This window comes from Marinitoga sp. 1197 (genome assembly GCF_001021165.1).
Lineage (GTDB): Bacteria > Thermotogota > Thermotogae > Petrotogales > Petrotogaceae > Marinitoga.
This window is the reverse complement of record NZ_AZAY01000010.1, coordinates 23,847-47,192: the sequence shown is the minus strand read 5'-3', so window position 1 is coordinate 47,192 and position 23,346 is coordinate 23,847. Positions and strand designations below refer to the sequence as shown.

Annotated in this window: 21 protein-coding genes; 3 read left to right on the top strand and 18 right to left on the bottom strand. The window is 28.0% G+C overall.

What is annotated here, in order from left to right:
• Window positions 1-8: 8 nt before the first annotated feature.
• The 13 genes from X275_RS02940 to X275_RS02880 all read right to left on the bottom strand — a co-directional run bounded on the left by X275_RS02940 (window position 9) and on the right by X275_RS02880 (window position 10,162).
• Window positions 9-605: an NADH:ubiquinone reductase (Na(+)-transporting) subunit E gene (locus X275_RS02940; protein ID WP_047267454.1), complete on the bottom strand. Its 597-nt coding sequence runs from the start codon at window positions 603-605 to the stop codon at window positions 9-11.
• Window positions 605-1,207, bottom strand: coding sequence for an NADH:ubiquinone reductase (Na(+)-transporting) subunit D (locus tag X275_RS02935; RefSeq protein WP_047267453.1), 603 nt, complete (start codon window positions 1,205-1,207; stop codon window positions 605-607). Before X275_RS02935 ends, X275_RS02940 begins: the two co-directional genes overlap by 1 nt.
• Entirely contained in the window at window positions 1,204-1,818 is a 615-nt protein-coding gene (locus X275_RS02930) for an FMN-binding protein (protein ID WP_047267452.1), read from the bottom strand. The genes X275_RS02935 and X275_RS02930 overlap by 4 nt, the downstream gene beginning before the upstream one ends.
• The gene (locus X275_RS02925) at window positions 1,815-2,714 is read right to left on the bottom strand and encodes an RnfABCDGE type electron transport complex subunit D (protein WP_197072585.1); all 900 of its coding nucleotides are present in this window, start codon (window positions 2,712-2,714) and stop codon (window positions 1,815-1,817) included. The genes X275_RS02930 and X275_RS02925 overlap by 4 nt, the downstream gene beginning before the upstream one ends.
• A 120-nt stretch (window positions 2,715-2,834) precedes the next feature.
• Window positions 2,835-3,110, bottom strand: coding sequence for a 30S ribosomal protein S15 (gene rpsO / locus X275_RS02920; protein ID WP_047266348.1), 276 nt, complete (start codon window positions 3,108-3,110; stop codon window positions 2,835-2,837).
• A gap of 114 nt (window positions 3,111-3,224) precedes the next feature.
• Complete coding sequence (locus X275_RS02915) at window positions 3,225-4,109, bottom strand: DUF1385 domain-containing protein (protein WP_047267451.1); 885 nt, start codon at window positions 4,107-4,109, stop codon at window positions 3,225-3,227.
• Window positions 4,087-4,341 carry a hypothetical protein gene (locus X275_RS02910; RefSeq protein ID WP_047267450.1) on the bottom strand — a complete coding sequence of 85 codons (255 nt, stop codon included), beginning with the start codon at window positions 4,339-4,341 and terminating at the stop codon, window positions 4,087-4,089. Before X275_RS02910 ends, X275_RS02915 begins: the two co-directional genes overlap by 23 nt.
• 17 nt (window positions 4,342-4,358) lie before the next feature.
• Window positions 4,359-4,643: a stage V sporulation protein S gene (locus X275_RS02905; protein WP_047267449.1), complete on the bottom strand. Its 285-nt coding sequence runs from the start codon at window positions 4,641-4,643 to the stop codon at window positions 4,359-4,361.
• 122 nt (window positions 4,644-4,765) lie between these two features.
• Window positions 4,766-5,926 carry a 2-oxoacid:acceptor oxidoreductase subunit alpha gene (locus tag X275_RS02900; RefSeq protein ID WP_047267448.1) on the bottom strand — a complete coding sequence of 387 codons (1,161 nt, stop codon included), beginning with the start codon at window positions 5,924-5,926 and terminating at the stop codon, window positions 4,766-4,768.
• The gene (locus X275_RS02895) at window positions 5,919-6,143 is read right to left on the bottom strand and encodes a 4Fe-4S dicluster domain-containing protein (RefSeq protein ID WP_047267447.1); all 225 of its coding nucleotides are present in this window, start codon (window positions 6,141-6,143) and stop codon (window positions 5,919-5,921) included. The genes X275_RS02900 and X275_RS02895 overlap by 8 nt, the downstream gene beginning before the upstream one ends.
• A 15-nt stretch (window positions 6,144-6,158) precedes the next feature.
• A complete protein-coding gene (locus X275_RS02890) occupies window positions 6,159-7,298 on the bottom strand; it encodes a sodium ion-translocating decarboxylase subunit beta (RefSeq protein WP_047267446.1) in 1,140 nt (379 codons plus the stop codon).
• 158 nt (window positions 7,299-7,456) lie between these two features.
• Window positions 7,457-8,263, bottom strand: coding sequence for a type I phosphomannose isomerase catalytic subunit (locus X275_RS02885; RefSeq protein ID WP_047267445.1), 807 nt, complete (start codon window positions 8,261-8,263; stop codon window positions 7,457-7,459).
• Window positions 8,264-8,590: 327 nt separating this feature from the next.
• Window positions 8,591-10,162, bottom strand: coding sequence for a helix-turn-helix domain-containing protein (locus X275_RS02880; protein ID WP_047267444.1), 1,572 nt, complete (start codon window positions 10,160-10,162; stop codon window positions 8,591-8,593).
• A 409-nt stretch (window positions 10,163-10,571) separates the two neighbouring features.
• On the opposite strand from X275_RS02880, the gene X275_RS10990 reads away from it, so the two are divergent.
• The gene (locus tag X275_RS10990; RefSeq protein WP_052913568.1) at window positions 10,572-11,918 is read left to right on the top strand and encodes an HD-GYP domain-containing protein; all 1,347 of its coding nucleotides are present in this window, start codon (window positions 10,572-10,574) and stop codon (window positions 11,916-11,918) included.
• Between the two features lie 2 nt (window positions 11,919-11,920).
• Here X275_RS10990 and X275_RS02865 read toward each other — a convergent pair whose 3' ends face one another.
• A complete protein-coding gene (locus X275_RS02865) occupies window positions 11,921-13,105 on the bottom strand; it encodes an MFS transporter (RefSeq protein ID WP_047267442.1) in 1,185 nt (394 codons plus the stop codon).
• Window positions 13,106-13,447: 342 nt separating this feature from the next.
• Here X275_RS02865 and pgeF point away from each other — a divergent pair, with 342 nt between their 5' ends.
• Together pgeF and X275_RS02855 are read left to right on the top strand one after the other, a co-directional pair.
• Entirely contained in the window at window positions 13,448-14,278 is an 831-nt protein-coding gene (gene pgeF / locus X275_RS02860; RefSeq protein WP_047267441.1) for a peptidoglycan editing factor PgeF, read from the top strand.
• A 48-nt stretch (window positions 14,279-14,326) separates the two neighbouring features.
• A complete protein-coding gene (locus tag X275_RS02855; RefSeq protein ID WP_047267440.1) occupies window positions 14,327-15,694 on the top strand; it encodes an MATE family efflux transporter in 1,368 nt (455 codons plus the stop codon).
• 28 nt (window positions 15,695-15,722) lie between these two features.
• Here the strand turns inward: X275_RS02855 and X275_RS11315 are convergent, their stop codons facing one another.
• The 4 genes from X275_RS11315 to X275_RS02835 form a co-directional block, all read right to left on the bottom strand.
• On the bottom strand, window positions 15,723-17,627 hold the full coding sequence (locus X275_RS11315) for an HD domain-containing phosphohydrolase (RefSeq protein WP_197072584.1): 1,905 nt from the start codon (window positions 17,625-17,627) through the stop codon (window positions 15,723-15,725).
• Window positions 17,628-17,892: 265 nt separating this feature from the next.
• Window positions 17,893-19,554 carry a methyl-accepting chemotaxis protein gene (locus X275_RS02845; protein WP_047267439.1) on the bottom strand — a complete coding sequence of 554 codons (1,662 nt, stop codon included), beginning with the start codon at window positions 19,552-19,554 and terminating at the stop codon, window positions 17,893-17,895.
• Between the two features lie 122 nt (window positions 19,555-19,676).
• Window positions 19,677-20,687, bottom strand: coding sequence for a mannose-1-phosphate guanylyltransferase (locus X275_RS02840; protein ID WP_047267438.1), 1,011 nt, complete (start codon window positions 20,685-20,687; stop codon window positions 19,677-19,679).
• Window positions 20,684-23,338 (bottom strand): hypothetical protein, encoded by a 2,655-nt coding sequence (locus X275_RS02835; RefSeq protein ID WP_047267437.1) that lies wholly within the window; start codon window positions 23,336-23,338, stop codon window positions 20,684-20,686. The genes X275_RS02840 and X275_RS02835 overlap by 4 nt, the downstream gene beginning before the upstream one ends.
• Window positions 23,339-23,346 lie beyond the last annotated feature (8 nt).

Here is a 23,346-nt window from a genome sequence, read left to right as displayed (position 1 = left end):
GTATCACCTCACTGTACATTGAGCATTCCTGAAAAACCTATAAATGCCATTGCCATAATACCTATAATAATTAAAGTTATTCCAGGTCCTTTTAATGCTGGTGGTACATTTGGACTTTTATCAACTTTTTTTCTAATGGCTGCTAACGCCATAATAGCAAGCCACCATCCAAGCCCGGAACCAAGACCATAAAATACAGATTGGATTAATGTGTAATATCTTAATTGCATAAATAATGAAACTCCTAATATTGCACAATTTACCGTTATCAAAGGCAAAAATATACCAAGACTCATATATAAATTTGGAGAAATTCTATCTATCAACATTTCTAGAATTTGAACAACCGCAGCAATAACTATTATAAAGACAATATATCTTAAATATTCCAGTCCAAAAGGTATTATTATTTTATTATATACTATCCAATTTAATGCTGTGGTTATGGTCATAACAAGAGTTACAGCCATACCTAATCCATTTGATGAAGTTATATCTTTTGAAACAGATATAAATGAGCACATTCCTAAAAAATTCGCAAGAAGAATATTACTGGTAAATATTGAAGCGAAAAATAATATGAACGGGCTGATTTGTGGAGCCATTATTTAGCCTCCTTTCTCAACATATAACCTTTTGCTATCCATATGAATATCGCAAGCATAAAGAATGCACTTGGTGCCATTAACATTATTGTCCATGAAATAAAACCTTCAGGTAAAACTCTATAACCAAATAATGTTCCAAATCCAAGTAATTCTCTGAAAAAAGCCACTGCTATCAATACAACAAGATATCCTATTCCTGATGTAAAACCATCCCAGAATGAAATAATAGGTTTATTTGATTGAGCAAATCCTTCTGCACGACCCATAATTATACAATTTGTAATAATCAACCCCACATAGGGTCCAAGTGCTTTACTAATACCTGGCATATATGCTCTTAATATGATATCCACTATAATAACATAGAAAGAAATTATAAGTGTTTGAATTATCATTCTAACCTTTCTTGGGATTAAACTTTTAATTGTTGAAACGGTAAAACTTGAAAATGCCGTAACCAGACTTACTGCTATCGTCATAATCAATGTATTTATTAAATTATTTGTAACCGCCAGAGCAGAACATATGCCTAAAATCTGAATAAAAACAGGATTATTATACCAGATATTATCCTTCATTATTTTTTTGTATTCACTCATCCCAACTCACCTCCTAAGAGGTTTTTTAATATGTTTAAATATGAATTTATCATATTAAGTACAGATTCAGAAGTTCTTGTTGCACCGGTGATAGCTTCAACTTCGCCATTATCATGATTAAAATCACCTTTACCTGAACCGCCAACAATCATTTTTATTTTTCCATCTATAATTTTTTCGAATTTAAACTGTTCTTTAAACCAACTCTCTTCTATTCTTCCTCCGAGTCCAGGTGTTTCACTCTGAGTAATAAAATCAATACCGATAATTTTAGAAATGTTTCTGTCAACTGCCAATACTCCCCTTATTGTACTCCATAATCCATTTCCAACAAAAATTACAGCATATACATCTTCACCATTTACATTACTTTTATATACATCTATATCTTTGATTTTTTCTATTTTTATTTTTTCATCAAACAACTTATACGCTTCGATATCATTTTTATATTCTATTCCCATCGCTGATAACACAGCTTTCCTCAAATAAAGCTCTTCATTGATTTTTACTTTTTCTTTTGTCATTTCATTTGCAAGAGCAAGTATGAAAACAAGGATAAATGAAATTAAAAATGTGAAAATAACAACATATAATTTGTTGTCTTTCATATTTTCACCTTCTTTTTTAAAGATACAAGTTCATCAATTAAAGGCGCAAAAGTATTGGCAAATAATACAGCAAAACTTGTACCTTCTGGAAAGAGAGAAAAGGTTCTTATAAGTACAGCCACTACTCCAATTATTATCCCATAATACCAATGGGATATTTGCTTTTTTGGCGCACTAATTGGATCGGTAGCCATAAATACTATAACAAAAATAAGGCTTCCAGACATCAAATACTGAAGTGGATAATTAACTATTCCTGAAAAATAGAATGCATATATTAGTATAAATGAAGTTAAAAAGGTAGAAAGCATTATTCTCCAACTGGCAGTTTTGGTGTAGATAAGATAAATTGCACCCAATAAAATTAAGAATATGAAACTTTCTCCCATTGACCCTGCTCTAAATCCAAAAAACATTTTTACAATATCAAAAGCTTCATTTGATTCTCGCATTAATTTTAAAGGTGTTGCTGTTGTTATAACATCAATACCAAATTTTCCCGGAACCATCCAGCTTAAAGTCATAATATTAGGGAAGGTTATATATATAAATAATCTTCCTACAATAGCGGGATTAAATGGATTTCTTCCAAACCCTCCAAATACTTCCTTACCAAATAAAACACCAAAGATTATTCCTATTAAAGCAACCCACCATGGTGTTAACGGAGGTAAAGACAGGACAAACAATAGCGAAGTTACCAAAACTGCTTCAGAAACGTTTTTTTTAACTCTTTTTTCCATAATGTATTCTGTTAAAATCCCACCTGAAAAAACTACTATACTTAAAAAAATAAGTCTTATCCCGTAGAAGTAAAGAGCAAATAAATATATGGGAATTAAAGAATACAGAACACGTCTCATCATTACCTGCTTAAGAAAAAACGGTTTTTTCACTACACCACCCCCAATTGACAATGTAAAAAATAAAAAATAATATTTAAATTAATTATAGCACAATTTTATAATAATTACAATTTTATTTTTAAAAAAAAACAGCTTCCGTAAGGAAGCTGTTTATCCTCTAATTCCTAACTTTGAAATTAATTCTTTATAAACTTCTGGTCTTTCTTTCTTTAAATATTTTAACATCTTTCTTCTTTTACCAACCATTTTCATTAATCCTCTTCTGGAATGAAAATCTTTTGAGTGAATCTTTAAGTGTTCTGTTAAATGTCTGATTCTTGCTGTTAATAACGCAATTTGAACTTCCACTGAACCTGTGTCTTTTTCGTTGATTTTAAATTCTTCAATTACCTTGTTTTTAATTTCTGGATCCAATCCTCTTGACATATTTCTCTACCTCCGTATTCATATTCCATTAGCCAAGATAAGGTCTTTGCCGTTATCTGAGCTAAGGTAATAATATTATATTACATATTATGTTAAAAATCAATTGATATTATTTTAAACTTCAACAATTTCTTCACCATCAAAATCATCTTTTAATGCATATTTTAATGAAATAATAGCAACTTCAAGCTGATTTTCATCTGGCTCAGATGTTGTGATTTTTTGTAATGCTAATCCTGGCCAGGCCAAAATTTTTCCTATCCACGTATCTATAATTTTAGCTGTAAATCTCTGAAATTCATATGCAAATCCCGCTACTAACGGAAGTAGTATAATTCTTGTTATAACTTTTTCCCATAATGTCGTATATCCTAATGCACCAGTTATAGAAAAAACTATAATTGAAGCAAAAACTGTTATAATCAAAAAACTGGTTCCACATCTTGGATGCAATGTTGTATAATTTTTTGCATTATTAACATTTAAATCTTTACCATCTTCATAATTATACACTGTTTTATGTTCTGCACCATGGTATTCAAACACTCTTTTGACATCTTTAAATAACGATATTACCCATATATATAATATTACAAATACAGCTCTAACAAACCCTTCTATAAAAGAAAACCAGAATTCATTTTGTATATTAAACAACTTGGTTACAAACATCGGTCCAACACCAAAACCACCAATAGCAAATAAAAAAGCAAGTATAATTGAAATAATCATATCTTTTTTCGTTATTTCTTCTTCACCAGATACATTTGCAGAATAAGATAGCGCCTCCATTCCAATAATCATGGCTTTTAAAAGAACAAAAAATCCTCTGATGAAGGGTATTTTTTCCCATACACCAAAAGAACCCTCTTTTAATTTTTTCACCTGTATTTTACCATCAGGTCTCCTTACAGCAACAACGGTGTTTATTCCTTTCATCATTACGCCTTCTATAACAGCTTGACCCCCAACATATTTAGGCATTTTCTTTTTCTCCATTATTTATCCTCCTCAGTATTTCCTCTACAACATCTCCTTCTGTTATAACAAAATAAAAAGTCAGCGCCTCTTTGTCCACACTTTTTTCTTTTTTTAAAACAATAGAAGCTTTTCGTCTTATTTTTAATCTTTCCTCTTTATTCAATTGAGAAATTTCCTTTACTATAGAAAAAAGCCGCGCGTCTTTTTTGCACGCGGTAACTATTTCATTAATAATTTTGTTATCTATCACTTATAATACTCCTTAAATTAAGCTTCTGTTTCTTCTTCGGTAATTTCTGCAAATACCCTAAATTTAATTCCCGTTCTTTTTTCTTCCCCAACGGTTACCTCAACAAAACCAGGAACTACAAAAATCCTTTTTCCTCTTGTTTCAACAAATCTTCTTGCAATGGCAATAGCTTTAACCGCTTGATTAACAGCTCCCGCCCCAATTGCCTGAATTTCAACTTCATCTGTTTTACTTAAAACTCCTGCTATAGCTCCAGCTACTTTGTTTGGTGACGAAGAATGACCAACTTTTAAAACTTCCATGGATAGTTCAGCCCCCTTTATTTGTTTTCTAAGTTTAATTTTACCATAAAACACAATCATTTTCAAGCTTCGCTTGAAAATGATTGTTCTTATTTTAAAAAATCCTGCGGACGCAGGATTTTTTAAAATTCTATTATTCTTCGCCAAACATTTGTTATTGAATTTAATATTTCTCTTGGGCTTATTAAATCCCCATCAACTTTATTAACTAATTCCAGATGCTTCCCAAACTTATTGATTCTTGAAATCTCTAAAGCCATTTGACCTAAATTCATTTCAGCAATAATTATAGCCTGCGACTTTTTCAAAATATTTTTCATTTTTGAAACAGGAAATGGCCATATGGAAATTGGTTTAAATAAACCAACTGGAATTCTATCTTCTCTTGCCATTTTTACAGCTTTCATAGCACTTCTTGCTACAGTACCGTAAGCTACTACTATTATCTCAGCATCATCTGTCATATATTCATCATATATAGCAATTTCTTCTGCATACAACCTTATTTTTGAATCAAGATGTTTAATAACTTTATCCGCAATATGGCTTGAACCAACAGGGAATCCTGTTTCATCATGTACCAGACCTGATACATGAAATCTTGCTTTACCCATCTCAATCAAAGGATTTACAGGATAATTTTCGTCCTGAAACCCAAATGGATGGAATAAATCTTCTTCTTCAATCTCAGATTCTGAAAGCCTCTGGATAATTTCTGGATTTTCATCTTCATCGCTTAAATAAAAACTTTCTCTCATATGCCCTAATGTTTCATCCATAACCAAAACAACTGGAGTTCTATATGTTTCTGCATAATTAAACGCTTTTATTGTATACTTATATGCCTCTTCTACTGTTGAAGGATATAATGCTATTATTTGCTGATCTCCATGACGCCCCCATCTTATTTGCATAATATCACTTTGTGAAGGCTTCGTGGGCAATCCTGTACTTGGTCCACCTCTCATTACATCAACAAATACACATGGAGTTTCTGTCATTGTTGCATAACCAAGTGCTTCTTGCATTAAACTAAATCCTGGGCCACTGGTAGCAGTCATGGATTTTATACCTGCTAATGACGCACCTATTATTGCCGCAGCACTTGCAATTTCATCTTCCATCTGAATGAATCTTCCGCCAACTTTTGGCAACTCTCTTGCCATAGTTTCTGCTACTTCAGTTGATGGGGTTATTGGATACCCAGCAAAAAATCTACAACCAGCTTTAATCGCAGCTTTTGCAACTGCTTCATTTCCCTGCATAAAAACAATTTTACCCATTGTTCTCAACCACCTTTACATTTTCAACCACGTTTATTGCAATGTCGGGACATAATCTTTCACACATTAAACATCCTATACACTTTTCTGCATCAGAAACTATAGGTTTACCTAATTCAGCAGAATCTAAAGCTTTTGTTGGACATACTGAGTAACATATACCACAGTTTTTACAGAAATAGTAATTAATCTCTATTTTGTAACTTTTTTTAGCCATATATTCGCCACCTCATTATGAAAGTATTGATAGAAATACACCAGCTGCAACAGCAGAACCAATAACTCCCGCCACATTTGGCCCCATAGCATGCATTAATATAAAGTTGCTTGGGTCCTCGCTTTGAGCAACTGTTTGTGCAACCCTTGCTGAATCAGGAACAGCAGATACACCAGCTGCACCAATTAAAGGATTTATTTTATTTTTTGAAAATAGATTCATTAATTTTGCGAATAAAATCCCTGATGTCATTGCAATAATAAACGCAACAGCTCCTAATAAGAAAATCTTTAAACTTGTAGGTTTTAAGAACAAATCTGCCCTTGCAGTGCTACCAACTGACAGCATTAATAAAATAGTTACTGAATCAAGGATAAATCTCGATGCTGCTTCTGCCAATCTTTTTGTTACACCTGATTCTTTTAATAAATTTCCAAGCATTAATAACCCAACTAATGATAAAGCTTTTGGAACGAGCAATGCTACAACTATGGTTGTTGCTATAGGAAATATTATTTTTTCTTTTCTGCTAACATGTCTCATTTTTTTCATTCTTATCTTTCTTTCATCTTTTGAGGTTAGCAATTTAGAAACTGGAGGTTGTAAAATAGGAATTAACGCTATATACGAGTAAGCAGCTATTGCTATAACTGCCAATAATTCAGGAGAAAATCTTGATGCCAGATAAATTGATGTCGGACCATCTGCACCACCAATAATAGCTATCGATGCTGCGCTTTTTATATTAAATCCTATTAAATTAGCTACAACAAATGTGCCAAAAATACCTACCTGGGCTGCTGCACCTAAAAAGATTAATCTCGGATCGGCTATTAAATATGAAAAATCAGTCAATGCACCTATCCCTAAAAATATTAACGGAGGATATATACCCAAAAACATTCCACGTTGAATATACCACAATAATCCACCTACCTGATTCGAGGTTGGAGGGTTTAATAAACCCGTAACTTCCGGTGGTATATTTGCAAGTATTATTCCAAATCCTATTGGAATTAAAAGTAAAGGTTCAGCGTGTTTTACTATTGCTATATAAATCAAGATAGAACCTATAAAAAGCATAAGAATATGTTGCCATGTAAAGTATGCAAATCCGCTATTTGTAAAAAAAGCCAAAAAATTTGAAAAATCCATATTTTATCCTCCTTGCAAGTTATTTCACAGTAATTATAAAACTTTCTTAAAAATAATTCAAGCAACATTTTAACTAATTATATTAAAGTAAAGTAAAAAAAGCAAGGCTTTACCGCCTTACTTTATATCTAATCGCAGGTAGTCAATATTTTTTAAATTTAAAGAAAAAATAATAATCCCTCTTCATCAGTTTTATATTCAACATTATATGGAATAACCACAGTTTTAAAGCCATTTAAAGATACATATACACCAAATCCTTTTATTTTGGCATTTTTATTTTTTATTCTTTTTATATTAAAATACTGTGTTTTAAATTCGTTAAAATTGTTTGCAATAATATAAGGACTATCTTTTAATACGCGCAATCCTTTTTCAATATGAATCTCTCTGGGGCGTCCCCAATCATATAATCTATATGTTAAATTCGATGTTTGTTGTATTTCCAACATCATAGAATTAGGTCCAAGGGTGTGAACAACTCCGGCTGGTATAAATAACAAATCATTTTTATTTAAAATCTTTGGTTTGAATATTCCATCCCAATTTTGTTCTAATATAGCTTTTTTATTTTCTTCAATATCATTAGAAATGAAAACTTCATTTTTTTCGTTTAAGAAATACCATGCTTCTGTTTTTCCCCATGGTTCATTCTCTATTTCTTTTGCAAATTTGTCATCAGGATGAACTTGAATAGAAAGCCATTGTGTTGCAGATATTAATTTTAAAAGTAAAGGAAATCTTTCAAAATCAAGTCCTGTCAATTCTTTTATCAATTTTGATGGCGTTCCATAATTTTTACCGCTATCAATACCTATAAGCGATGTTTCATAATTTTCAACACCTGAAAATAACCACACTTCCCCTATTTTACCCATATTTTTTTTGTTGAAAAGGTCATTTAATCTTCTGTTTCCCCATATTTTTTCTATAAATAGGGGTTTTGATATCAAAACTTCATCCATTTTCACACCTCACTTTTATTATAAATTGATAAGATGTCTAAAAAGTCAAATTCATTCAGGCAGCTCGATTGCTTATCCTTAAAATTATTCATTCTCAGCCGTCGCTCAGATTTTTCATCCATGAAAAAGCTTCACTCAAAAAAACATCCTGTTTTTTTGACGGCTTACATTCATAATTTTAAGGGCAATCTTCGAGCCTTCATTTCATTTTAGACTTTTTAGACAAACTATAAATTGAGAATACATTTTTCTATAATGAATTTTCATTTTTCTATTTTCCAGTAGATTCATAATGTCTGTTAAACATCAATTGAAATCTAAATAGTATTAGTCAAAAAAATCTAAGATATTTACTAATTTTCTTCTATCTGCACCATTTTCATAATACCAATAAGCTAATGATAATGGCATTTTTTTTAAAGAATATTTGTCTGCAAATTTATTCAAAAATTCCGGCAATTCTATTCTGACATTCCATTTAATATCGTATCTTGAATAGTTTCTAATAAACACATCAAGAATTTCTTTTTCCTTTTTACTTAATTTAAAGTATTTGGATACAAATTCTTCAAAACGTGATTTTTTCATCCTTTCAAAAAAATGCTTTGCCAAAATTTTCCTTGAATTTATATATTCATTACCGTATAACATTTCTATTATAAACCATTTTTTATGAAAGTCGTTTTCGAAAAATATATTTTCTTTATTATTAAAATCAAATTTTTTTACACATGAAATATATGTAATAAAAAATAGTCTTTTTTGTTGTTCAGGTGGCATTGATTTTAATTTGCTGAAACTTTCTCTATATAATCCTTCTATATATAATTTGCCGTATTCGTTTATAATAGCTTTGGGCGAATATATATCAGGAATAATGTTTAATCCTGAAATTAGTTTTTTAATAGTATCTCCTTTTATTTCTTTAACCTTTCCTTTTAATATCAATGATAAACTTTTTCTTGAAATTCCTGTTTTTTTAGAGACTTCAGAAATATTTGACACATATTTTTTTAAATATGCTCTTAAATTTTCGGTATTTTTATAAATGGATCTATCCTCTATAACAAATTTATTTAAATAATTAAACATATTTACATAATTCTCTTTCGAATTTCTTTTTCCCTTTTCTGGTAATCTATTCCAATAGAAACTAATTATGTTTGAATATAAATACAATGTATCTATATTTTCTTTATTTATTTCAAAAAATGTGTCGAAAATATCAAACCTTTTTTCATTATCTTCAAAATAATATCCTGCATAATACATCAATTCTTTTGAAAGTGCCATTGATTTTTTTAAATCAAAATCTTTTAAATACCATGACCAGTTGTTTAAAGAACTAATAATCCCAACTCGATGTGGAATATTTATAGATATATAATAAGATGATTTAAAATTTTCCCATGCATTTTTAAAATTTTTTTCTTTTATATTTTTTAAGGCCATTCCAAGATTTATATATAACTTAGTTGGAGGATCTGCTTCATACGTTTTGCTCCATAATCTGGTTTTGATATTCCAATTCATTATATTTTCAGCATTAACTAAGACAGATGAAACGATTTTTCTTGCTTTTTTGGGGATTTTTGAATAATTCTCCTTTAAAAATAAATATAATTTTCTGGACTCTGTATAATCACGTATTAAAAAAAGATAAGATAATTTTTTTGCCAGTAATATATAGTACAATGTTTTCGAATTTTTATGCTTTAACCCCTTTTCGATTTCTTCTAATGCTTTGTTTTTTTCATCTTCCCATCGATATTCTATACTTTTAAATAGATGTTTCCATCCATCGTGTTTTGTTTTTATTATCATAAAGTTTAGAAATGGTTTTGCAAATGAACCATAATTTGATAAAATATTAAAAATCTCCTGATTTTTTCTGCTCACCGTTTAACCTCACTTTTTTACTATTATATAATATTTAATAACATATGGGAAGTTATAATACCAAAAATATTAATGTTACAATATAGCATATATTTTTTATATGTAAATCGGGTAATAATCAAACTTCTGAATATAGCATAATTTGACAGTCATATGATATAGTGTATAATATAGTTGAAAATAAAAAATAAGGAGTGTGAAACTATGAAAAAAATTACAAAAATAATCGTTATTTTGACATTTTTGTTTATTATATTATTCTCTTCCATTACTTTTGCGGGTCCGCTGGATACATCAGATTCTACAGATATTACCCAAAGTTCAACATCTTTTGCACTAAATAGCATTATCAATCAATAAGGGGATTTTCTCCCCTTTTTTATAAAGTTTTATAAAGGCTGGTGAATTGATGAAAAAGTTCATACTCTGGGTTTTACTAATAGTTTCAAGCGTAATAATATTTGGAAATAATATTTCTAATAACGGCATTGTATTTCATAGTGCTGTGTTTTTTGTTATTATAGCATTTATTATTATAACATCAATTATCATTCTTATTATAGACAGAAAGGCATTGCAGAAAAAATATGATAATAAAACTAAAGAATTAAAAAAACTGAATATGGAACTGGAAGAAACTAACAAAGAGTTAGAGGCATCATATAAAAAAATAGAAAAATTGAATAATTCTGTAATAAAAACATTAGAATTATCTTCTTTTTTTGCAGCTCCAAAATTAATGGAAAAGGATTTTGAAAAAAGGGTTTTAGAGTTGGCACTTGAAATAATTGAACCGGCAAAATATGGCTCAATTTTTTTATTTGATGATAATAATGCGAAAATGGTATTTGCAAAGGGTTATAATTATGAAAAAATTAATGCTCTTAAATTAAAAAAAGATGATTTAATAATTCCAGAAAATTCAACAATAATAAAAGACATTCATGAAAGCAATAAAAAACAGATGTCAAAACGAAAATACAAAGAGTTTAAAAAATTGGGAGGAGATTTAAAAGAAACGCTTATTACACCGATAATGTTTAATAAAGAGATTTTTGGCCTTATTACACTTGATATTTTAAAAAATGATCATATAAATACATTTGAAAATTATCATACAAAAATAATGAATTATTTTGGTAAGACATTTGCCGGTTTTTTAAAGATGCTAAACTTTATAAAACAAGAAGGAAAATTCCATAAAGATATAGCTTTAACGCTTGTAAAAGCCCTGGAATATTATGATGATTACACCAGAGGTCATTCAGAAAGGGTAGCAACATGGGCTTCATTAATTGCTGAAAAAATGAATATCGACAAACAAAGAATAGAGAGAATATATTGGGCTGGTATTCTACACGATATTGGTAAAATTTTTGTTCCTCAGTCTATATTAAATAAAGCCAATAAATTAACATCAGAAGAATATGAAAAAATAAAACTTCACCCTGTAAAAGGTGAAGAATTAATACGCAAAGTCGAAGATATGAAAGATATATCTAAAATAATAAGACATCATCATGAAAGATGGGATGGAAAAGGATATCCAGATAATCTTTCAGGAGAAAATATTCCGCTGGAATCAAGAATTTTAACAGTTGTTGATAGTTTTGATGCAATGATTAGTGAAAGACCATATAAAAAACCTTTAACAAAAGAACAGGCAATAGATGAATTAAAAAGATTAGCTGGTAGTCAATTTGATGAAAAGGTTGTTATTTCATTTATTGAGATTCTTAAAAACGAGAAAAAATAGTATTATATATTCTTTTTATATAAGCTCATAAATATTTTATCGTTCAGAATGGGTTTAAACAGAAACTTTAATAATATTAAAGAAATAAAATAAAATAATGCACTAATTAAAAATAGATATGTATATCCATTTGTAAAAGATGTTATATATCCAAATATTAAAGCTGCAAGAGAACGAGATATAAAATTTAAAAAATTTCTGAAACTGCTTATTGTTGTTATCTTATTTTGAGGTATATAACTCATAATAATTGTTGTAGATACGGGATTGGTCATATTCATAAACGAAAATCTCAAAGCATACAATACAGTAAATAAATATGGGTCTCGTACATATGCAAAGGATATTATTAAAGGTATAACAAGTATATTTAAGAAAAGTGTAAATTGATATGCTCCAAACTTTTTTGAAAGTTTGGATGAAAATATAGAACCCAGCGAAGCCCCAAGCTGTGCAAAAGCAAGGGCCACACCTATAATAGTTGGTTGCATATTAAACAAATCTTTGAATATGACATTTCCAAAATTAACAAATAATCCTGCACCAAACCCTATTAAAAATGTTCTTATTAAATGTATTTTTACAATATGACTCTGCAATTCATCAAAATCTTTTAGACTGAAGATTTCTTTTATAGAAACTTCCGAATGGTGTTTTTTGTCTTCATGTACCAGTAGTAAGAAAAAATTGGAAAATAAATGTGTAATTCCTGTAATCAATAGCGCCGCACTAAAGCCAAAGACTTCTCCAATTGACCCACCTATTAAGTTACCTATTAAACCACTTCCCATGAATAATCCAAAATTGTATCCAAAATATTTCCCTCTATTTTCATGTGTTGTAATATCCACAATTAATGAATTAAGCAAAATCATCCTTGAAGTTAACACTCCACCATTAATTAAAGCTGTATATATTAACATTGTTTCTGAGGGTATTGAAATTCTTAAAAATGTAATGGCAGCAAATGTTACCGATGAAAATATTAACATTATTTTTTTTCCAAATTTATCCCCCATTATTCCAATTAATAATCCTAGAAAAGCGGAACCTATCATTTCAAGTGATGTTATATGGCTTATAAACGTATTATTAAAACCTAAATCCCTTAAAAACAAGTTAAAAACTATTCTATATATGGATTGTGCAAGACTGCTTAAAAATGTGTAATATAATAATTTTTTCATCTAATCACTCCAATTGTTAGTTTTACAAACTATATTATACATCAAAAAAAGGTTCGTTATGTTAATAAAAGTTAAAAATATTATATTTAAATTATATATACGATGTCTAAAAAGTCAAATTCACTCAGGCAGCTCGATTGCTTATCCTTAAAATTATTCATTCTCAGCCGTCGTTCAGATTTTTCATCCATGAAAAAGCTTCACTCAAAAAAACGTCCTGTTTTTTTGACGGCTTTCATTCATAATTTTAAGGGCAATCTTCGAGCCTTCGTTTCATTTGAGACTTTTTAAACAACCTATGATATAATATATTGATTATTAGAAAATCTAAAGGAGGATAATATGAAAATTGGTAATTTCACTTTAAAGAAAAAAGATGATATTTATTATTTTACTATTCCCATATTTGAGAATTATGGGAATTTATTTCATATATTTACTACAAGAAAAACAGGATATAATGGTAAAGAATTAGACCTGGGAGTTAATACACAAACAGCTTTAAATGATGTTTATATGAATTATTTAAAATTATGCGAAACTTTTAATATAAAACAAGATAGTATAATACTTTCTGATCAAGTACATAAAGATAATATTTTAATTATAGATGAATCATTCAAATCAAATAATTTTCTTTTTAAAAGGAAGGTTAAAAATGCGGATGGTTTAATTACAAACAAGAAGAATCTATTTTTAGTGACATTATATGCAGATTGTACACCTATTTATTTCTTTGATCCAGTAAAGGAGGTTATTGCTCTGGCGCATTCAGGCTGGAAAGGAACGGTTAAAAAAATTGGTGAAAAAACTGTATTAAAAATGATTAAAGAATTTGGTTGTAACCCAAAGGATATTTTAGTTGCACTGGGACCATCTATAGGACCGGAAAGTTTTGAGGTCAAAGAAGATGTGAAAAATATTTTTGAAAAAATTTTTAATGAAAAAAATTTTAGTTTTTCAAATGAGATTATAAAACCAGGTAAAAATGAAAAATATTTAATAGATATATGGAAGACAATAGAATATACGCTTATTAATACCGGTATAAGAAAAGAACATATCTTAAATTCAAATATTGATACATATAAAAATACAGATTTGTTGTTTTCATATAGAAAAGAAAAAAATACAGGAAGAATGGCCGCAATCATGGCAATTATTGACAATTAATCTATTATATGTTATAATAGTTAGCAAAGCGAATTTTAGGAGGAGATTATGTCACAGAAAGTTTTAAAAAATACTAAAGTAGATATTTTTAATAATTCCATTATCATGTCACTATTTTTACTAAGCTGGCCTATAATAATTTCGAATTTGATGCAAACTATGTATAATATAGTGGATGCATATTTTTTAGGGAAATTGGGTAAGATTGAATTTTCAGCCACTACAGTAACGTGGCCGGTTATTTTTGTTTTTATTTCATTTACAATAGGTTTTTCAAATGCTACAGTTTCTCTTGTATCTCAATATACTGGTGCGAATAATAAAAAAATGTCACAAAAAACTGCTGGACAGGCTTATATTATTGCTATAATTTTAGGAATAACCCTGGCGTTTATAGGTGTTTTAGTATCTAATCCGGTAATTAACCTTATCACTGGAGAAAACAGCAAGGAGATAGCTCCTTATGCAATTAAATATTTTAATATTATAATGATTGGTATGCCATTTGCTTTTTTATTTAATATTTCTGGAGCTATTTTAAGGGGCTGGGGAGATTCGAAATTTTCCATGCATATGATGTTTTATTCCACTGTTATAAATATAATCCTTGATCCTCTGTTAATTTTTGGCTTTGGACCTTTCCCAACATTAGGGGTAGCTGGCGCTGCATGGGCAACTACAACTGCAAGAATATTTACAGGATTAATATCTTCATATCTTGTTTTTAAGGGCGAAAGAGGATTTAAGGTTAATTTATCAGATTTGATATTTGATTCATATATAGTAAAAAAGATTCTTTCAATTGGGTTTCCGGGATCTATGAGTTATACTTTTACATCTTTTGGGTTCGTTGTGATAATGAAATTTGTATCAAGTTTTGGCCCTGCTGTTGTTAGTGCATACGGAATCGGAAATAGAATAATTAATCTTATTACAATGATATCTTTTGGTATTGGTGCTGCGGTAACAACAATGATTGGGCAGTTTCTAGGCGCAAATGATATAAAAAATGCCCAAAAAACTGTTAAAATTGCTTTTATAACTAATTTTACAATCATAGCCTTTTTAAGCACATTGACTTTTTTCTTCGGTGCGCATCTAACACGTTTTTTTATTAATGAACCAGAAGTAATAGAAATAGGAAAAATTTTCTTTAAGTATGTATCTTTTTCATTACCATTTTTTTCATCTATGAGTGTATTTGTAAATACTCTGGTAGGTGCTGGAAGAACTGGACAATCTATGATTATAAACGTTACAAGATTATGGGGTATAAGAATACCTTTAATCGCTATTATGGCTAATACATGGGGATTTTTAGGTATTTTTTATGCAATGATTATAAGCAATATCCTTGCTATGATTATAGCCTGGCTTTTTGTTCATTTTGGAAATTGGAAAAAAGCTATTATATAATAAATTAGACAATCTAATATAATAAACTTCAATTATTTTCATCTCTAATAATTGCCAAAAAAACTTCTACAATTTCTGGAGAAAATTGTTTTCCAGAATTCTTTTCTATTTCTTCGATAGCTTTTTCTTTATCCATTGCTTTTCTATATGCTCTGCTTGATGTCATAGCATCCCATGCATCAGCTACTCCTATTATTTGTGAAATCAAAGGAATTTCTTTTCCTTTTAGTCCATCAGGATAGCCTTTACCATCCCATCTTTCGTGATGATGTCTGACTCCAATTGCAATTTCTTTTAATCCTTCTGAATTAATCAAAGCATTATATGCATAAACTGGATGCATTTTTATTTGATTATATTCCTCTTCTGTTAACCCACCATTTTTATTCAGAATATTATTTGGTATAAGTATTTTCCCAATATCATGCAGTAATGCAGACCAAAATATTTTACTTTGTAATTCCTCGCTCAAATTCAACTTTTGAGCTATTTTTCTGGAATATTCTGCTACCATTTTAGAATGGTTTTTTGTATATTCGTCATGTTGTTCAAGAAAAGATATTAATGATTTGATAATATCTTCTCTAAATTTTTCTTCTAACTTTGCTTCTTCTTTTATTTTTAAGAATGCATATGCCAGGGTTTTAAAAGATTCTAATGTTTCATTGGTTATTTCGAGATTGTTTAGTGATTCATTCAATTTGAAAAACGCAGAATATTTTATTGTATTATCCATTGATAAAATAATATGTCTGTCTTTTAAAGCACTTTCTCTTAAAGCTTTCTTTCCAAATCTTTTTAAAAATATCTTCTTTGAGTTTTCATATTTGATTAATTCAGCATATTCAATTCCTTCTAAAATAAAAGTAACCGCATCAAACAATTCGATTAAATAAAGATCTTCTGATAGATATTTTTCTTTTTCTATGTTTGATATAGTTTTAATAAGTATTTTTAATGAATTTTGTAATTTTTCATTATGAATATATAATGTTTCTAATTCTTCATTTTGCGAGGTTATTTCTTCATTAAATGATTCTAATTCTTCATTTTTTTTCCTTAATTCCATATTCAGTTTTCTTAACTGTTTCGTTCTTTTTTCAACTAATTTTACCAAAATATAATGGTTAATAATTAAGGTTATAATAAGAAAAAAAGAAATGAAAACAAATAACTTAACCCATTTAGGTATAATATTTTCTTTTTGAACATAAAGGTATTTATTTAATATTTCATAATATATTGAATTATAATCATATTTTAATAAACGTATGTTTTCGTCTAATATTTTTATTATCTTATTTTTTTCTGAATAATTTTTATTAAAAGCAATGTATATTTTTAATGGAGAAAAAACTATATCTGTTGGTATTAAATTATATTCATCTGAATTAGCCAGACCAAATGTCCTGTTAACAACAGCTGCATCAATTTTATTTTTTGATAAAGCTTTAAATATATCTTCATATGAATTAAATTCATAAAAACGCACTTTAATATCGAAATTTTCCAATATTTTTTTTATCCCTTTATATTCATCTGCATAATATACATCATCTTTTAAAACACCTATTCTTTTATTTTCAAGGTCAAAGATATTAACTATATTTGATTTATGATTTATATATACAACAGCCCAGTCTGATAAAATAAACTCTTTATTAAATTCAAACTTTTCCGCCCGCTCTTTTGAATATCCCAAACATGCAAGAGCATCTATTTCTCCACTTTCCAATTTTTTTATCAAATTTGGAAATGTGTCAAAAATATAATCTGGTTTAATATTTTCTTTTTCGAAAATATAATTTAAAAGTTCAGGAAAAATTCCGTTTTTTTCGTCTATTATTTTTGGTGGATTATAATATAAACCTATTTTTATTGGAAAAACAATTACTGCGAATAATATAACAATAATTGTTGTAATTCTTTTCAAAATTCCACCACCAATCATTTTGTCTAAGAAAATAGGCTGTCTAAAAAGTCTCAAATGAAACGAAGGCTCGAAGATTGCCCTTAAAATTATGAATGAAAGCCGTCAAAAAAACAGGACGTTTTTTTGAGTGAAGCTTTTTCATGGATGAAAAATCTGAGCGACGGCTGAGAATAAATAATTTTAAGGATAAGCAATCAAGCTGCCTGAGTGAATTTGAATTTTTGGACACCGTATAAGAAAATTTAATTTATAAATGTTATACAATTCAATCCTTTAATTTAAATTGATTTACAATATTTTTTAATCTCTTAGCAAGATCTAACATACTGTTGACTTCAGCAGTAACGTTTTCTATGTTTGCAGTTTGTTCTTCGGTTGATGCATTTATTTCCTGAATAAATTCATTTATACTCATAGTATTCTGAGATAATTCTGTCATAGCAGTAGCTATTTCATCCACAGCAGCTGTTTGTTCTTCAACACTTGCAGCAATACTTTCCAATCTTGCAGTAATATCTTTTATTGCTTTTAATATTTTCTCGAGGTTTTCACCAGCTTCAGATGAAAGCATAGAGCCTTCTTTTACCTTTTCGTTAATTATATTAGAAACATTTATAGCTTCATTTGAAACTGTTTGTATCCCCTCAACTACTTCCCTGATTTCATCTGCAGCTTTTCTGCTTTCTTCAGCTAAAACCCTAATTTCATCAGCAACAACAGCAAAACCTTTTCCTGCCTCTCCCGCTCTTGCTGCTTCTATTGCAGCATTTAAAGCCAATAAATTGGTTTGTTCTGCTATATTTGCAACTGTATCAACAAAATCACTTATTTTAATAGAACTTTCATTAAAGCTTTTTACAACTTTTTCTATATCAATGGTTATTTCTTTAATTTCTTTCATTTTATCAATAGATTTTTTTACTGTATGTCCAGCTTTCTCAGCATCCTCTGTTGAAAGATGTCCGAATTCAGCAGCTTCTGTTGCGTTATCTGCAATTAACTTTGTTGCAGATGAAATTTCTTGAACAGAGGCTGTTGTTTGCTGGACGGCTGCTGTTATATTTTCTACTTCGGAAGATATGGAATTAACAGAACTCGAAACTTTTTCAAGAGATACGGCAGATTCATTCATAGCCTGTGTGATTTCTTCCATAGATGTTGTTAATGTCAAACTTTCTTCTTTTATTTTCGCCATATCATTTATCAGTTGTAAATGCATGTTTTTAAATACTTGTATCAATCTCCCAAATTCATCTTTATTTTTTATCTCTGGAATTTCCACGGAATAATCTTTTTCGGATAAATGTTTAGCATAATTCATTAAGATATTTAATGTTTTTAAAATAACTCTTATAATTATTACAGATAGAATAATGCTGAATATCAGAGAAGTTATTATTATTATAACACCAAAATTTTGCGATTTATTTATTAAATCAAGGTTTTTTTTCATTATTTTTTCTTCACTATCTTCAATAGCCTTTTGAAGTTCATTAAATGACTGTATAGCGTTTGAAGCTATAATTTTAAAATTATCTGCATCATTTTTTATAGCATCTATAGATTTATAATTTTTTAATAAATTTAAGTAATTTGAAATATCATCAATAGCTTTTAATTTCAAAGACTTTAAATCTTCATCTAAATTTAATTTTGAAATATTATCTATTACTTCCTGCATTTTATTTTCAGCTGATATTTTTAAGCTTTCATCATTAAAGGCCATATATTCTGCTACATTTTTTCTGGCTTCCATAAATTTTGTTGAATAAAACCCTATATTTTTCATATTAAATATATACTTTTCACCCAATAACTTTTCATTGTTGTAAATGTTTAAAAAAGCATTGTTAGATATAATAAATAAAACAAATTGTAATAGTAACAATAATAAAACCAAACTCCATATTTTCCATTTTATACTCATTTTAACACCTCCCACTTTTATATATCTTCTTTATTTTATCATATAGCACTTATTTTTTAAATATGCTAAAAAGAAAAGTTAAGAAACTTAAATATTTTTTGAATATATAAAAAAGGAGAGTTTTAAAACTCACCTTTTTCTTTTAACCTACTTACTATTTCGCGTATCTCATTTATTCTATTATCTTTTACAACTAAAATACCATTTTTTGTATCTATTACTATGATATTGTCAAGACCTATAATACCAACATTTTTTTCAGATTTTACAAATACATTTTTACTGTCTATGAGATATACATTATCATTTTTATCAGAAAATCCTTCCATATCCCTTACTGATACCCAATTTCCTACGTCTGACCATTCATATTCAGCTTTTACTGTATATACTATGCTTGATTTTTCCATTAATGCATAATCTATACTAATTTTTCTTAAATCCGGATATACTTGATTCAATTGGTCTGTGTTAAAAGGATTCAATTTTATTAATGAGTTATATATATCTTCATTGTATTTTTTCATTTCCTCTAAAAATATCGATTTTTTCCAAAAAAACATACCGCTATTCCAATAATAATTCCCCTCTTTTAAATATTTTAATGCTGTTTCTAAATCTGGTTTTTCCTTAAAACTGGAAACTTTTAATATTTTTTTTTCTATTTCCTTTTCAACCTCTATATATCCATAACCAGTCTCTGGCCTTGTAGGGGATATCCCCATTGTAATTAATCCATTATATTTTTCAGCAGCATATACACCTTTTTCTACAGTTTCCCAGAACTTTTCTTTATCTGGTATATAATGGTCTGCTGGTAGTATAAATACAACTTCATTATCATCCGCAACCAATGTTCCAAGAAAACAAGCCGGAGCAGTATTTCTCGCAACGGGTTCCAGCAATATATTTTTTTCATCTAATTCAGGCAATTCTTTTAATGTTTCATTTTTATATTTTTCAGCAGTAACTATGTATATATCTTCTGAATGCAATCTGTAATTTAATCGTTCAAAAGTCTCTCGGATTAATGATTTGTTGGAAAAAATTTTTAAAAACTGTTTTGGTTTTTTTGATGTACTCAATGGCCAGAATCTTTCTCCTGAACCACCGGCTAATATTATTGCTTTCACTTCACACCTCCACTAATTATAATTCCTCTGTTTAGAATTTTCCCTCTTTCGTCCACCCATGTTGGTGATATAGTTCCATCCAGATAATTTTTTATGTTAGTATTTTTTAAATATATATCATTGCTTCCAGCAATATATATATCCATTTTATTATTTTTAAATGTTGAATTTTCTATTGTAAATTTTTCTATATTTGTTTTTTTATTACTGTTTGGATTGAAAACTTTGACAGCCACTTCATTATTTAAAAAACTTGAAAGGTATATATTAAAAGGAGTTTCAAATATATCCAGAGAAATATTATTGTTTATAAATCTGGATTTTTCTATTTTCAATTTTTCATCTTTAAGTGATTTAATTGTTTTATTATTATTTCTAAATGTAGATGAATTTATATATATATTGCTGAGATTACTCTTGATTGAGTTGATGCTGTTTAAAAAATCCGAGCTTTTAATTTTTAAATTGGAACTATATAAATCAATATCAAGTTTTGAATCCGCAATAGAGAGATTGTATAGATATATATCCGAGTCATAAAAACTAAAAGCAGTTGTATTGTCAAAAAACAAGGAATTTTTTATTTCAACAGAACTTTTAATAAGATTAACCCCTATATTATTATCGTATAATAATATATTATACGCTGTACCAATTGCATCTTTTCCATAAATGCCTGTTTTACAATTTTTTATAACAAGGTTATATAAATCAAACTTTTTATTTATAGTGATGCCGGTATAAGCATTATATATTTCTGTATTTTTTAATATTCCAGAATTTAATTCAATACCTTTAAAACTCCCTTTAATAGGTTTTATTATTAATTTGGAACTTTTATTATTAAAAACTATTCCATTTACTACGATTTTTTTATCTGGAAACATTAATATTTCTACTTTTCCTTTTATTTTTATGTTTTTAAAATTTTGATCTTCAGAGACAATATATGGAGCATCTTCTTCCTTTAAAATATCTGGAAGTTTTTTATATATCTTTTTTTTGTATAAAAAATTATCTTTTAATTTTAATTTAATTTTCTTTGTTTTTAGATTTTTAAATTCTCTCCATAAGGTTAAAGTGCCTTCACTGGTTAATTTTTCAAGTGGAATTTCCAAATTGAAAAAGTTTCCAGAAAAATTGCCTGTTTTGGAATAATCTTCAAATTCAATTGAATAATAATTATAATTATAATCATTTAAAAGCTCAATATAAAATGTTCCTATTTTTATATTCTCAAACTTCTTTATTTGTAATTCTGGTGGTTTTGTGATTTTTGTATATATTGTTTTTTTAAAAGTATTATCAATATACAAAATGAATTTATATTCTTTTCCTGGAGATAAATTTGAAAATGTAAAGTCATTTAATTTTTTTATGTCTATTCTGGTGATTAATTTATTTTCTTCATCAAGAATCTTTAATTCACAGTATTCAGAAATATTATTTTTTTTAAATTTAAAAGAAATTAAGTTTTTCTGAACATTTATTCTATATTCTGGAAAAGGATTTAAATTAATAATAATAGGGTTTGTCCTATTGTTTAATTCGTCATATGCCAGTAAAGTTGCATCTTTCCCAGTTGATTTAAATTCAAATTCGTTGCTTTCAAATGTATATGTATTTTCTTTTGTAATTAATTCAAATTTTGCCCTTTCATCAGAGATAATATTGATTTTATATTTACCATTGTATTTTAATGTTACTTTTTCTATTTTTGGCGGAGTTGTATCAAGTGTAATTGTTTTATACCACGTTATATTTTTATTTATCTTAATTATTAATGCGTTTTTACCTTCTATAAAGTTTTCTTTTGAATATTTTTTACCGTTTAGGGTTATTTCGTCATAATTCAGATTCAATTCTTTTTTACTGATTTCATCAGGTATTTCTGGTAAAGCTGGTTTTATAATTTCATATTTTTTTCCTCTATACCCTGAAGGATAAATTGGAATAATTTCATATTTTACTACGTCATATGTGAATTTGTCTTTATAACTATTATTTTTTATAGTTTCAATAAATTCACCATTTTTATAAATGTCATATTTAACAGGCTTTATCATCTTATTATTTAATTCAAATGATAGATTTATATAATTATCTATCTTTATATTATAATCTATAATTTCAGATAGAGGAGCCTTTATGTCAAATATTTTTTCATATATCTTTTTGTTTTGAATATAACCTTTTACTTTTAATGAAGTATTTACATATGGAGATATATAGATATTATATGTTGATAATGTTGTTTGGTATTCTCTATCATTATATGAAATTTTCCAATAATCCAGAATATAGTTTTTTGAATTAAGATAAAGTAATATTTTATTATAATCTTTTCTTTCATAAGAGACATTTATAATAGGTTCTTTTAAAACTATGTTATAATACTGCTTTGAAAAAGAAAAATAAGGTACTTTAATTTCTTTTTTAAATGTATTTTTGCTTAAGTTAATTTCAATTTTGTGCTTTCCTGGAAACATCCATATATCTTTCGATATATCATATGTTTTATTATCGATTTTTATTGTGTAAGTCATATTTTCAAATGGTGTATTTAAGTTTAAAACCACTTTTATTGGTTTAAATATTAAAACCAACAATATTAACGGTATAACAATAAAGAATATGTATTTTTTTTTCATATTTACCT

Coding starts and splice junctions, on each gene's coding strand:
- X275_RS02940 (WP_047267454.1), bottom strand. CDS start 605: ATGGCTCCACAAATCAGCCCGTTCATATTATTTTTCGCTTCAATATTT.
- X275_RS02935 (WP_047267453.1), bottom strand. CDS start 1,207: ATGAGTGAATACAAAAAAATAATGAAGGATAATATCTGGTATAATAAT.
- X275_RS02930 (WP_047267452.1), bottom strand. CDS start 1,818: ATGAAAGACAACAAATTATATGTTGTTATTTTCACATTTTTAATTTCA.
- rpsO (WP_047266348.1), bottom strand. CDS start 3,110: ATGTCAAGAGGATTGGATCCAGAAATTAAAAACAAGGTAATTGAAGAA.
- X275_RS02915 (WP_047267451.1), bottom strand. CDS start 4,109: ATGGAGAAAAAGAAAATGCCTAAATATGTTGGGGGTCAAGCTGTTATA.
- X275_RS02905 (WP_047267449.1), bottom strand. CDS start 4,643: ATGGAAGTTTTAAAAGTTGGTCATTCTTCGTCACCAAACAAAGTAGCT.
- X275_RS02900 (WP_047267448.1), bottom strand. CDS start 5,926: ATGGGTAAAATTGTTTTTATGCAGGGAAATGAAGCAGTTGCAAAAGCT.
- X275_RS02895 (WP_047267447.1), bottom strand. CDS start 6,143: ATGGCTAAAAAAAGTTACAAAATAGAGATTAATTACTATTTCTGTAAA.
- X275_RS02890 (WP_047267446.1), bottom strand. CDS start 7,298: ATGGATTTTTCAAATTTTTTGGCTTTTTTTACAAATAGCGGATTTGCA.
- X275_RS02885 (WP_047267445.1), bottom strand. CDS start 8,263: ATGGATGAAGTTTTGATATCAAAACCCCTATTTATAGAAAAAATATGG.
- X275_RS10990 (WP_052913568.1), top strand. CDS start 10,572: ATGAAAAAGTTCATACTCTGGGTTTTACTAATAGTTTCAAGCGTAATA.
- X275_RS02865 (WP_047267442.1), bottom strand. CDS start 13,105: ATGAAAAAATTATTATATTACACATTTTTAAGCAGTCTTGCACAATCC.
- pgeF (WP_047267441.1), top strand. CDS start 13,448: ATGAAAATTGGTAATTTCACTTTAAAGAAAAAAGATGATATTTATTAT.
- X275_RS02855 (WP_047267440.1), top strand. CDS start 14,327: ATGTCACAGAAAGTTTTAAAAAATACTAAAGTAGATATTTTTAATAAT.
- X275_RS02845 (WP_047267439.1), bottom strand. CDS start 19,554: ATGAGTATAAAATGGAAAATATGGAGTTTGGTTTTATTATTGTTACTA.
- X275_RS02835 (WP_047267437.1), bottom strand. CDS start 23,338: ATGAAAAAAAAATACATATTCTTTATTGTTATACCGTTAATATTGTTG.